The sequence below is a fragment of the Exiguobacterium sp. s130 genome (assembly GCF_018619055.1).
Classification (GTDB): domain Bacteria; phylum Bacillota; class Bacilli; order Exiguobacteriales; family Exiguobacteriaceae; genus Exiguobacterium_A.
In genome coordinates, this window is record NZ_JACSNI010000002.1 from 209513 (window position 1) to 221549 (window position 12037).

General features: G+C 47.5%; 14 protein-coding genes and 2 pseudogenes. 6 read left to right on the forward strand and 10 right to left on the reverse strand.

Translation table 11 applies throughout. The annotated features are described in order from the left end of the window. Positions 1–31 precede the first annotated feature (31 nt). From HZS85_RS04920 to HZS85_RS04935, 4 genes and pseudogenes are all read right to left on the reverse strand, one after another. A complete protein-coding gene (locus HZS85_RS04920) occupies positions 32–1321 on the reverse strand; it encodes an MATE family efflux transporter (RefSeq protein ID WP_214853922.1) in 1290 nt (429 codons plus the stop codon). A gap of 383 nt (positions 1322–1704) precedes the next feature. Next, a complete protein-coding gene (locus tag HZS85_RS04925) occupies positions 1705–2619 on the reverse strand; it encodes a methyl-accepting chemotaxis protein (RefSeq protein ID WP_353048860.1) in 915 nt (304 codons plus the stop codon). Between the two features lie 114 nt (positions 2620–2733). Further along, positions 2734–2952: pseudogene (locus tag HZS85_RS04930) on the reverse strand (SDR family oxidoreductase); the annotation flags it as partial. Between the two features lie 970 nt (positions 2953–3922). After that, positions 3923–4366 (reverse strand): hypothetical protein, encoded by a 444-nt coding sequence (locus HZS85_RS04935; RefSeq protein ID WP_214853928.1) that lies wholly within the window; start codon positions 4364–4366, stop codon positions 3923–3925. A gap of 100 nt (positions 4367–4466) precedes the next feature. Here HZS85_RS04935 and HZS85_RS04940 point away from each other — a divergent pair. Together HZS85_RS04940 and HZS85_RS16740 are read left to right on the forward strand one after the other, a co-directional pair. Continuing rightward, positions 4467–4870, forward strand: a pseudogene (locus tag HZS85_RS04940) (SDR family oxidoreductase). Further along, entirely contained in the window at positions 4774–5001 is a 228-nt protein-coding gene (locus HZS85_RS16740; RefSeq protein ID WP_251137894.1) for a Rossmann-fold NAD(P)-binding domain-containing protein, read from the forward strand. Before HZS85_RS04940 ends, HZS85_RS16740 begins: the two are co-directional and overlap by 97 nt. Before the next feature lie 88 nt (positions 5002–5089). Here HZS85_RS16740 and HZS85_RS04945 read toward each other — a convergent pair whose 3' ends face one another. From HZS85_RS04945 to HZS85_RS04955, 3 genes are all read right to left on the reverse strand, one after another. Then, on the reverse strand, positions 5090–6058 hold the full coding sequence (locus tag HZS85_RS04945; RefSeq protein WP_214853930.1) for an LLM class flavin-dependent oxidoreductase: 969 nt from the start codon (positions 6056–6058) through the stop codon (positions 5090–5092). A gap of 62 nt (positions 6059–6120) precedes the next feature. Further along, positions 6121–6810 (reverse strand): ABC transporter ATP-binding protein, encoded by a 690-nt coding sequence (locus tag HZS85_RS04950; RefSeq protein ID WP_214853933.1) that lies wholly within the window; start codon positions 6808–6810, stop codon positions 6121–6123. A 107-nt stretch (positions 6811–6917) separates the two neighbouring features. Then, the gene (locus HZS85_RS04955; protein WP_214853936.1) at positions 6918–7310 is read right to left on the reverse strand and encodes a hypothetical protein; all 393 of its coding nucleotides are present in this window, start codon (positions 7308–7310) and stop codon (positions 6918–6920) included. A gap of 195 nt (positions 7311–7505) precedes the next feature. On the opposite strand from HZS85_RS04955, the gene HZS85_RS04960 reads away from it, so the two are divergent. Together HZS85_RS04960 and HZS85_RS04965 are read left to right on the forward strand one after the other, a co-directional pair. Next, on the forward strand, positions 7506–8024 hold the full coding sequence (locus HZS85_RS04960) for a DUF4256 domain-containing protein (RefSeq protein WP_035407838.1): 519 nt from the start codon (positions 7506–7508) through the stop codon (positions 8022–8024). A 112-nt stretch (positions 8025–8136) separates the two neighbouring features. After that, on the forward strand, positions 8137–9027 hold the full coding sequence (locus tag HZS85_RS04965; RefSeq protein WP_214853939.1) for a sensor domain-containing diguanylate cyclase: 891 nt from the start codon (positions 8137–8139) through the stop codon (positions 9025–9027). Here the strand turns inward: HZS85_RS04965 and HZS85_RS04970 are convergent. Further along, positions 8989–9678, reverse strand: a complete 690-nt coding sequence (locus tag HZS85_RS04970) for an alpha/beta fold hydrolase (protein WP_214853942.1) — start codon at positions 9676–9678, stop codon at positions 8989–8991. The two genes, HZS85_RS04965 and HZS85_RS04970, sit on opposite strands and share 39 nt — an antisense overlap. Further along, complete coding sequence (locus HZS85_RS04975; protein WP_214853945.1) at positions 9675–10520, reverse strand: alpha/beta fold hydrolase; 846 nt, start codon at positions 10518–10520, stop codon at positions 9675–9677. The genes HZS85_RS04970 and HZS85_RS04975 overlap by 4 nt, the downstream gene beginning before the upstream one ends. Before the next feature lie 39 nt (positions 10521–10559). Here HZS85_RS04975 and HZS85_RS04980 point away from each other — a divergent pair, with 39 nt between their 5' ends. Both HZS85_RS04980 and HZS85_RS04985 read left to right on the forward strand, forming a co-directional pair. Beyond that, positions 10560–11225 (forward strand): HAD family hydrolase, encoded by a 666-nt coding sequence (locus HZS85_RS04980; RefSeq protein ID WP_214853948.1) that lies wholly within the window; start codon positions 10560–10562, stop codon positions 11223–11225. After that, entirely contained in the window at positions 11222–11605 is a 384-nt protein-coding gene (locus HZS85_RS04985) for a GNAT family N-acetyltransferase (RefSeq protein WP_214853951.1), read from the forward strand. The genes HZS85_RS04980 and HZS85_RS04985 overlap by 4 nt, the downstream gene beginning before the upstream one ends. Here the strand turns inward: HZS85_RS04985 and HZS85_RS04990 are convergent. Beyond that, entirely contained in the window at positions 11597–12034 is a 438-nt protein-coding gene (locus HZS85_RS04990; RefSeq protein ID WP_064299835.1) for a GNAT family N-acetyltransferase, read from the reverse strand. The genes HZS85_RS04985 and HZS85_RS04990 overlap by 9 nt on opposite strands. Between the last annotated feature and the right edge of the window lie 3 nt (positions 12035–12037).

Below are 12037 nucleotides of genomic sequence, written 5' to 3' on the forward strand. Positions count from 1 at the left end.
CCTTCATCTACATGAGGGAACTTCGGGTTATTCATTGTTTCGCTTCTACAAGGATCAACGATAAGGAGCGGATTAAAAAGAACGTCAGAAATGCTGCCCAGACTCCTTGATTGTCAAAACTTGATGTCGACAGCAGCACAATCGCAAAACCGATCCCTGCTTGAATCATCGAGTTCCGGACTGGAGTTGCCTCGACACGACCAGCAAAGATTCCTTCGTAAATCATCGCCCACCCGGCAATCAGCGGTAGGATGATGATCCAGAGATAATAGTCGCGCGCCACGTCTAGGATCGCTTCTTCTGAAGTGAATAACTGAAGCAGCGGTGTTTCAAGGAATAGGAGCACAAGTGACCAGAACACGACTGAGTAGAATCCGAACGTCCGTGCCAAACGGACACTCGTCCGGTATGCTTCCTGATCTTGATACCCTCTCGCCCGACCGACAAGAACGGTTGACGCATGACCGAGTCCACCGAACCAATAAGAGATCAGATACTGAATCTGCAGTAGGATTGCGTTGGCTGCAAGGATATCCGGTCCGAATTGTCCTCCCGCTCGTGTAAACCAGCCGGTAACGAGTAACAGGAAAATCGTTCGAATGAATAAATCTCGATTGACACGAAAGAATTTCCGGTAGGCGTGCCAATCCGTCAAGGCACGCAGTTCGTCGCGCGTCATCAACAAATGACTCCGAATCAGATAGAGACTGCAGGCAACAATGCTGATTTCCGCAATGACGGTCGCAAGCGCAATTCCAGCAACACCGGTGTTCAATCCGTAGACGAATCCAATATCGAGTACGACGTTGACCCCGATACTGAATAATTGGACGAACAAAGCATGTTTGACTTGTCCCGTTCCGATTAACCAGCCAAGTAACGCATAACCCATCAAGACGAACGGTGCGCCAATCATCCGGTACGAGATGTATGTCTTGACCGCATCCAGCAAGTCAACAGGTGGTGCAAGTAAATAGAGTCCGAGCTGCTCGAGCGGCTGGCGGAATAATAAAATGAGCAAACCGATACAAGCTGCTAGGAACAGCGGTCGGTAGAGCGAAATCCGTAAGGCATGGGCGTCATTCGCGCCGCTTGCCTGAGCACTGAATCCTGTCGTACTGACTTTTAAAAAGCCGAACAACCAGTAGATTGTATTGAAGAAAACGGCACCAACAGCAATGCCACCGATCGCGCGCGGATCACCGGATTGACCGATGACGACGGTATCGGTCACACCAAGCAACGGAGTCGCAATACTTGAGAGAATGAGCGGATAGGCAAGTAACCAAAACGTTTTGTGGTTCGGTTGAGTACTCACCATACTAGCTGGACCTTCATATGTAAGACAAATGATGTAGTAGTGGGTTCAAAAATCATTGGTTCACATCCCTTCAAAGTAATTTTCGAACATACAAGGTATGTAAGCCCTAAGGATATCAAACTCTTTTTCTAAACACTATGGTTTTAGTAGCATGAACCAATTGTATAGATTAAACTTTATGTTGTATTTAAAAGTACAAGAATGAATTTGGTAAGTGAAATAAATAGTATGATATTTTCTTTATTTGCGATCTTTTCGTATTCTTTTTCTACCTCTATAACAGCATTGCATTGCTAATTGTTTGCCATATTTTTTGTAAATGCATAAAAAGAAGCCGGACCTAGGGTCTGACTTCTTAAGTCTATTTAAATAGTGTCACTCGTTCATAAGACATCGACGAATTGTTTTGCCTGGTGCTCCAGTTGTTTCGCAGAATCAGCCAACTGATCGAATTCACTCACCGTATGTTCAAGCTGACCGGTACTGTCCTTTACCTTGCTTGAAATCCGTTCGATACTGTGCGAGACCTCCTTGATCCGCTCAACGATCCCTTCGATATTCTCCTTGATTTCTCCGATCGAATGCGAGACTTTATTCGACAGGTTTCGGACTTCGGTCGCGACGACATCGAATCCACGTCCATGTTCTCCAGCACGTGCTGCCTCAATTGCCGCATTCAAGGCGAGTAGATTCGTCTGCGCTGCAATTTCACGGATCGTCTTGACGATGTCAGTGATCGAGTTTGCGTCTTCACGCAAGGCGACAAGACTCGATAAGTTCTCGACGGATTCCGACTCGATTTGTTGGATAGTCGCAAGAACGTTCAAACCGTCTTGTCGACCACTTTCCGATTTGACCGTCAAGAAGGCTGATGTCTCATTGAGTTCGGCCGCCATTCGTAAAACGTCCTGCTGGCGAATCGTGATGTCCGATGCAATTTTCGAGACCCCGACGACCCGGCGTCCGTCATCCGAGTAAATCGGCATATATGTCGCTTCGAGCCACTTCTGTTGTCCGTCAGCAGCCCGGCGTTCAATCTTATCCTGATACGTGATGCCTTGCATCAATTTTCGCCAAAACAACTCGTAATCTGGACTATTAACGAAAGCCGGAAAACAGAGATCACGATGGTATTTACCGATTAACTCTTCCACTTCGTACCCCATCGTCCGGGCAAACAATTCATTTACGTATGCGACTTTGCGTCGATCGTCAAAACGAATGATGGCTAGATTTTGTTCGATTGCCCGGATGACTTGTGTGTCGGTGACCTGTGTTACTTGCTCATGCATCGACATACCGATTCCTCCCTGGATTCAAACTAAAGTCATGATTTACCTATTGTCATATTATCCCTTATATCGACAAGTTCCTGCTATTTTAAATAAAATCTAGTAAATAAAGTGTTCATTTTAATATGCACTCCATCCCCCATCTAGGACGACGATTGCCCCGTTGATGAAACTCGCCTCGTCAGACACGAGAAACAATGCCAAATTTGCGATTTCATTCGGCTGACCGGCTCGTGGATTGAGACCCATGCCAAGCATCGCGCGCCCCATCCCGAATTCATTCAGGTTCGACATCGATTGTCCGATGTTCGTCTCGACAGCGCCAGGTGCGATTCCATGAAAAAAATACCCGACGATTTTCGTCAGGTCCTATAGCTAGTTCGTTGTAATTGGTTCATCGCGACTTCAGCACGTAGTCGCCGTCCGATTTTCAACGATGCTTGGAATATACTTGGATCAAATAATCTAAAGTGACTATCAATCCAGTTTTGTCGATAGATTTCATGTGCTTGTCTAACGATTTCTTCGTCTGACAACTGTTCCATGTCTATTTCCGTGCAGTCGAAATCATCTACACCGAACTCGAAACCACAACATTGACAAATTTCGTTACTCCCCGCAAAGTGTTCATAATATGGTGGACCCTCGAGTTTATTCCATCCACATACGGGACACATATAATACGAATCGTTTTGATTCAAAGATGTGATGCCTCCTTAAACAAATGATCATTCTTATATCTATCGTACCCCATCCGAAATCGTAATCGTTCCGTCACCCGTTTGGATTAACAGTCGTTGACCTTTCGAGCGGCTAAATAATCCTGTGAATAATAGAATGACGAATATGAATGCTAAAAATCCTCCAATGGATAGAACGGTATAGATATAACATTGCTGATCCTGCCATTGCTCGATTAACGAACTAAACCGTGGAACATCATACACACCGAGCACAAGCAGCCCGACACTGATTAGTCCGAGTAATGCCTATGATGACGAGTAAGAATCGTTTGAACCCATTCATCTGCACCTCTGCTTTACGATTATTGACTTCTTTCACCTAGGTGATTCAACACATGAAATATTATGTGTGTGGTGTGTTTATCCCCGTTCATTAGAACCCGAATCATTTAAATACACGTTCGTTAAAATGTTAATATATTCTGATTATTCAGACTAAATCAATCAAAACTAGTGCTTTAATTACTATATTTCACGAAAAAAACCTCTTCCAACTTAAGAAGAGGTCAGTATTCGATTTATTTATCATTAAACACATATCCCGTCAATACGTTTTTTCTGTTTTTTCATTTTACATCAATTGGAAAGGCAAAATCGCCATTACCTTCTTTCCAATCGGCTTTAATCTGATAGACGTACTTTCCGGGAGTCGAAGGAACGGTAACCCGCTCAATCTTCTTATATGTTTTCATCTTTTTATGATCTTTGACCGACCATAAGACAATCGCGACGGACTTCGGAGCTGGTCCGTCTTCAAAACGAATCGTCAATCGATCATCAGGATTTGTTCGCGTACTCGGATCACCTTTTACTAAATCGACGGCTTCGGCCTTTGCATCAGCTGTTTCTCCGCGAAACATGCCTGACCAACTATAGGTACCTCTATATACCTTTACTTCACGGTTTTCGATTATCACGGTTGGTTCTGGTGGTTGATGTCGAAATGGATCAAGTAAAAAAAAACATCCGACTGCAATCGCAATCAATCCAATAAATAAAAAACGTTTCATAGACAAACCTCCTATGGGCTAACCTAAAATTTTAAGACAATATAAAACACCTTCGGAGTGGTACACTTTTAAAAAGTACTAACATCGGAGGTATTTTTGCATGGGCAAAAACGTATATTCAAGTGAAGTGAAATGGGCAGTAGTAAAAGATAAGCTGAGTGGTAAGTTTGGTTCTGTTGATGCCATCGTCAACAACGCTGGATTAATGCCACTATCGCACCTCCATAAGAATCAGCAGGACGAATGGAACACGATGGTCGATGTCAACATTAAAGGCGTCCTCCATGGAATCGGAGCAGTCTGCCGTATATGCGCGAACAAAAAAGCGGACATGTCATCAACATCTCTTCTGTCGCCGGTCATGAAGTCATGCTGTCGAGCGCCGTCTACAGCGGTACGAATTCGCGGTGCGCGCCATCACGGAAGGTCTTCGTAAGGAAGAATCGGTCGACAATCACATCCGTGCAACATTCATCTCACCGGGAGCGGTCGATACGGAATTGAAGGACCATATCTCGGATGAAGAGATCAAACAAGGAATTGGTGACTTGAAAGCCATTGATGCGAGCGCGATTGCGCGTGCCATCGCATATGCTGTTAACGAACCAGAAGATGTCGCGGTCAACGAGATCTAATTCGTCCGACAGCGCAACGTTAATTGAATGTAGATGTGTAGACAGGACCCCTCATTAGCAAAACAGCTATTGAGGGGTCCTGTTCTGTTTAAAGAAGTCGCTCCGCGATGAGCTGGTACGACTGTAATCGCTTTTCTTGATCAAAGGCATTGTTGATCAGTAAAAACTGATCTGTTTGATAACGCGTTGCTAATGCCTCAAGCCCCTGCGCAACAACGTCCGGTGTACCGACAATCGCTCGCCGTCGATCTTTACGGATCCGTTCCGTTTGAACGTCATTCCAGACTTTTGCTTCAGTCGAGGCAAACGACGGAACGATTGAATTGCCGAGTCGAACGCCTTGAATCCAGGCATCTTGAGTTCGAGCGAGACGTTCTGCTTCTTCTTGCGTCGGGGCACAGATGACGAAAACGCAGACGATGACGTCTGTTCCTCCTGCCTCACGATAAGTGGAAAGTGTCTCTTCCCAACGATCTGGATTGATGAAGTGACCAAAAACAAGACCACGGTCTTGTTCTGCAGCAATTTTCGCACTACGTGGCGACAGACCAAGGATTGAGATCGGAGACGCTTTTCGATCACGCGGTGTCGTCTTGACGATCCGGTATGGGTGTCGATTCGATAGACTATCTGTCAAGAAGCCAGCCGTTTCCTGAACGAGTCGACTAAACTCAGCTGCCCGGTTTTTTTCACCATCTGTCAAAGCAAGTCGTGTCCGCTCACTTCCACCCGGAGAATTACCGATCCCAAGTTCGATCCGTCCCGGATAAAAGGCGTCGAGCGTCGCAAAGCTCTCGGCGACTTTCAGCGGATGATACTGCGGCAACAACACTCCACCTGAACCAAGCTTTATTTTTGACGTCTTCGCACCCATTCGGGCGATGAACAGTTCCGGTGCCGCACTGAGCAACCCGTTCGTATTATGATGTTCAGCGAACCAGTACCGTTCATAACCGAGTCGCTCAGCTTCTAAGACGAGTCGTTCCGTCGCTTCCATCGTCGCTTCAACCGTATCGCCCTCATGTAACGGCACTTGATCCAGTATTCCTAGTCGCATCACGCATTCCTCCTCTACTCTTTCAGTGTAAAGCGTGGAGGAACGGAGTTCAAAAACGAGGCTCAGACACGAACGAGTCGATCTTCGATGATGACGCCGTCTCGCATCTCGATCGTTCGGTTCGCTCGTTCGGCGAGTGCCGGGTCGTGGGTGACGAACAAGACGCCGCATCCCTTCTCTTCGTTTAATGACCGTAAGAGATTGAAGATGATTTCTCCCGTATCCGTATCGAGGTTCCCTGTCGGCTCATCGGCAAGCAACCATTTTGGTTCATGAACAAGTGCTCGGGCAACGGCGACCCGTTGTTGTTGTCCACCGGAAAGTTGCGACGGCAAACTGCCTGCTTTGTCGGCGAGACCGACTTGCGCGAGTAACTGCTCGGCGCGTTCTTTTTTATCATACGGTACTTTCCGACCGAACAGTGGCGCCATGACATTTTCAAGCGCCGTCAGCGTCGGAATCAAATGAAACTGCTGGAAGATGAAGCCGATGTTTTCGAAGCGAAAGTCGGATAATTCTTTACTGTTCAATTTGTTGATTGGTTTCCCGTCATAATGCAACGCCCCGCTCGTCGGTCGATCGAGCGTGCCGATTAGACTGAGTAACGTTGATTTTCCAGATCCCGAAGGTCCGATGATCGAAATGAAGTCGCCCGCCTCAAGTGTCACGTCGATGTCTTGTAACGCTTGTGTCTCGACACCGTCTCCTGAAAATGATTTTCCCATCTGTTTGCATTGAAATGTTCCTTCCATATGTACCCCTCCATTATTCTTGATAACGTACTATTCAAGAATAGATTGGTAATTCCTTCTAAATGAAAGGAAATAAAAAACAGTACTCTTATGGAACAAGAATACTGTCAGGAAACTCTCGGTTGAATAGAAACGAAATTTTTACGATAGACGATCTCATACGGTAAGACGAACAATATACATGCAAGAGTCGTGAACTGAATCATGCTACCGATTGGTGGTAGTGGTGACAGCGATGCTTCATGCCATACTTCATATAGACCAATGAACAAAAACAGAACGACGCTACTCGTCGTCACGTAGATAAGCAGCCGAAGGGGCAATGGATAATGTCGGACAATCCATAACATCGGTAACCCAAAGATAAAATAGGATAACGTCATCGCAAACGTCCCGAACTGATAGACGATCTCAAAATCAATCGTTGTCAGGAACGAATACGCCGTGAACGCTAAGAACGAAAGAATCGTCACAACAGCCGCATAACTGATCCAGCGCATACGGTTGGCTCCTCTCCTGAATGTTATTCCTGTACACGCGATTGTGACAGAAACCAAATATGTACAATTAGTGTAGGTAGTTCGATTTCATTTGTCAATTATCTTCAGATTAACTTATTCAGTCTATGTACGATTGCAATGAGAGCGAATTCATAGAATAATGAAAAAAGTGAATAAGAAAGTGAGGTTTTATCGATGGATGAACAATTAACGGTGTTTCGTGATCGCTTTGAAGCTACACCTGATTACCACGATGGTCTTTCGTTTATTGAGGTCGAGTCACGCCTGACACCTTCAAAACGAGCAGCACTCGCTTGGATGGAACAAACAGGAGGAGAACCGAATATCGTAAACCTTGATGGACGATTCGTCATCATCGATACGGTCAAAGAGAGTCCAGCCGGTCGACGAAGCGTTTGTTTTGACGAAGTCGCTCGACTCGGTCGAAAGAAAAATGCGCCCGGAGCTAGCGTCGAGTCAATGATTGAAGCACTCGAACTCGACCTGTTGACACCAGAACAATATCAAAAACTTCAGACACAGTTTTCGTTTGACGAAAAGACCTCCAGTTGGCTCGCAACACCAGACGTGATTCGTCAAAAAGGTGGCGCTTTGTTTGGAGATCGTCGTTATGAGACGACATTCATCTATCACAACGGAGTGGACTCCTATTATGCGAGCCGCGGATTTCGTGTTTTACTTGAATTGGAATAAGCCAAAAAACCGATTCGTAGTCCAAACGAAGCGGTTTTTTACAATAATAGGGAATAATACCCAATCGTGATATGATGGACGATGAGTACAGGAGGTGGACGTCATATTTGTATTGGGATTGATTATGGGTAGTCTTTTAATGTTGCTCAGTTTCCGGTTATTCCACCAGCAACAACCGGATACAATTGCGTTATGTAAAGATATCTTCTATGTGTTTGAAGTCCATCCGGAATATCGATTCCGATATATCAGTCCGTCCCTCGATGACCATATCGGCAAGGGAGTGGCAACAGCCAGCTATATGGATCCGGATCAGTGTTTTGCAAGGATTCATCCGGAAGACATCGAAGTCTTGATGTCGAAGATTTCGGGCGACTGTGACTACGATCAACCGTTCCGGCAACGCTGGCGGACAAATGACGGGACGTACGTCTGTTTCGAAGAATATGCGACACCCATTCGCGAAAACGGACAGATTGTTGCCATCCAAGGGGTGATCCGGAACATTGACGAGCAGTTGAAATCACAACAGTCGCTGCTCGATCAATACCGGATCGATGCCTTGACTGGTCTAGGAAATCGCCATGCCTTCAACGAGGCTGTCCGCGATCTCGATCAAGAGAAGACGACGTATGGATTGATTCTGCTTGACTTGAATGAACTAAAGGAGCTTAACGACCGGTTCGGTCACGCGGTCGGTGACGCCTTGCTTGAACAAACAGGACTTTGCATCCGCCGCTTAACAAATCATGGTTACCGGATTGGTGGTGATGAATTCGTCTTGATCGACGATAGTGCGTCGATTGACACGTTTGAGGCATTCGTCGAACACGTCCGCTCGACGTTCGCGACGCACGAGATTGGACTCGCGATCGGCGCCGTGCATACGACAACAGGACGCCGTGTCGACGACGTCCTGCATGAGGCAGATGCACGGATGTATCAAGAAAAGATGAATGAGCGCTTAAGTCGCCAGCATGAATTGATAGGCTTGAAGCAATAAGGTGTTGAAACGTTCCGGTTGATCGAGATTCGCTGTATGCCCGGCTCCCTCGACTGGTAAGACGATGACGTTCGGCACGTGTTCCGCAACGAATGCGGTTGCGTCGACTTCGTATATTTCATTCGTTCCGTTTAGAATGACGACCGGCAAGGTGATCGACTGCAACATCGTTTTCGTCAGTGCCGGGAAACGGAACGTCATCAAATCAAGGACTGCCCGCGCCGTCGTTTTCCAGGCAGGACCATGCAACTGTACGAACTGTTCGGCAATTTCTGGTGCTTGCTGTTCGAGGTCGAGGAAGAACTCTCGTTGCTTGCGCATCAGCGGTTCCATCGCTTTAGGAATGAATGGTGAAAAACCCGTGATACATACCCCTTCGAGTTCGTCCGGTGGGTCGAGTGCCAGTTGCATCGCAAGCGTCGCGCCGAGCGACAACCCGAGAATCCATCCTGGACCTTCCTGTGCCATCCGTTCGCGGATGGCACGTGTTGCTTGTTGTAGATAATCCTCCGTTGCCGGTTCCGTCGTCATTCCGTGACCAGGTAGATTGATCGGAATGAACGTAAAATCATCCGCTAAAGCGGAGAGCTGTGGTGCAAAGTGTGTTGCTGCTGTTCCCATTAATCCATGTAATACGTACATGCGTGTCATAAATTAAACTCCTTCGATTGATGTAGTGTCAATATCGCGTTTACGATGACGTCCGGACGATCGCGATGCATCAGGTGAGATGTGCCCGGAACGAACGTCACGTTCGCCTGATCGGATAGTTTCGCCTGTCGCTGAATCAGTTCCTGCCATTTTTCTTCCATTCGCTCCAGTTCGTCTTTTGGAAAATCAGCAGCGCTCATCGTTTCGATCGACTGCGCTTTGTCCCGTCCAAGAACGGTCAACGGAACACCGAGATCGCGCATGCGTGGTTGAAGATCTTTCGCATCAGGTTTCCACCGCGAGATGATCGCATGCATCGCCCGGTAATACGCTGGGTTCCAATCCGTGCGGTCATCCCCTTCCGGGAAACGGTCACGTAAATCAGTTGCTTTTGATAGTTCTTCGAACCGATCGATCCAGACGGCGTCATCCCCTTCCCGGTCGAGCATCGGTGTATCCAGCTGATCGAGTTCTGCTAAATCAACGGACGTCGCATCCACGAGAACGAGACCGGCGACACGTTCTGGATGATGTAGAGCAAAAGCTTGCGCGACAAGACCACCGTAGGAATGACCGACGAGGGTGACCGGAGTCGCAATATTCGTCGCGTTAAGAAATTGATCGATTTGCCGTAAGATGCCGGTCGTCCCGTCGATGTAATCCTCCGACCATTCGTGTGGATGAAAGCTGACGACGCGATAGTCCGGTGTCAGTTTCGTCAAAATGTCCGCCCAGTCTTGATACGTTCCACCGAGTGAGGGTAACACTAACAACGGTCGACCTGTCGAACCGTCATCGTAGTACGTCACTTGTTTCTCTTGTTGCTGAATCATTCGTTCCATTATAATCACTCCTCTATACTTTGAAAGATGGTGTTTACCTTGATTCGTGCTTTATTGTTTGATTTAGACGAGACGTTACATGACCGATCCGGTTCTCTTCCCTATTTCCTTCGGGATCAGCATCAACGTTTTCGTGAAGTTGCGCCTGTTCCGATCGACGACTACATCACGACGTTCTTATTGCTTGATCAAGAAGGACGCGTCTGGAAGGACGTCGTCTATACGGAAATGATTCGTCGCTTCGAGTTGTCGCTTTCTGTTGAAGTACTGCTACACGACTACGTGACGCGTTATCCGTTCTTCGCACGGAGCTTTCCGGGAGTCGACACCTTTTTTGCGCAATTATCGCCTGAGCTACCCATCGGCTTACTGTCGAACGGTCGGACGACGTTCCAACGTGCCGTCTGTGACGCCATCGGACTGTCTCCCTCCTTTACGCAGATCGGGATCTCGGAACAAGAAGGCGTTCGTAAACCGGATCCGACATTTTTCCTTCGCTTAACGGATCGTTTAGGTGTTCGCCCGGACGAAGTCCTTTATGTTAGCGACAATTACGACCACGACATCTTACCGGCACGCGCCCTCGGCATGCAGGCGCTTTGGAAGCGCACAGGCGATGTTCCATTGACTGACACGCAATTTTCGGACTGGCGCCAGTTACCTGCCCCACTCCAAGACTTGATACGAAAGGAGAACCAGCCATGACGGAACAGATTCGCCGTTTCCAACCTGACGATTTTGAGCAGATTCATCGATTGAACGCATTAGAAGGATGGCAGGATCTCGTCGCTGATCAAGAGCGAACCCGCAACGCGTGGATGAATGCAAATGCCGCTTTCGTCCTTGAGTCTGACGGAGAAATCCTTGCCTATGTCCGCGCTTTAACGGACGGTTCAGTGACGACGTTCGTCTGTGAGCTCCTCGTCAGCCGAGACGCACGCAAGCGTGGGTATGGGCAACAGTTGCTCGATCACTTGCAACTCACCTATCCGACGCGGATCGATCTCCTGGCAAACCGTCAAGCTGCTTCCTTTTATGAACAACAAGGATTTCGTGCTTTCCATGGTTTCCGTAAATCACGATGAAGCGAGTGATTTCGAATAACTCGTGCTCGTCACGCTGTAGCCCATCGATTGATAAAAGTGATGGGCTGCTTCGCGTTCTGGTCGATTACCACTGTTCAGTAAAACGGCAGTTGCTCCTCTTGCATGCGCCCAGTCTTCCGCTGCTCGGATCAAACGGCGTCCAATTCCCTGCCGACGATGTTTCGCGTTGACGACAAACGCGACGATTCGGACATAGGTCGTATCATGCTCGAACGCTTGCGCCTGAAACAGACCGACGCAGCCGAGAAGAATATCGTCGTCTTCTAACACAAGCAATTCATAATCCGGATGACGGGTGACCCGCGAAAATCGTTCGCGTAAGACGTCCTCGCTTGCAGGATAACCAAGCTGCGTCATCAATCCGACCAATTGTGGTAGATCGTCTGTTGTCCAAGACCGGATGGTCATATT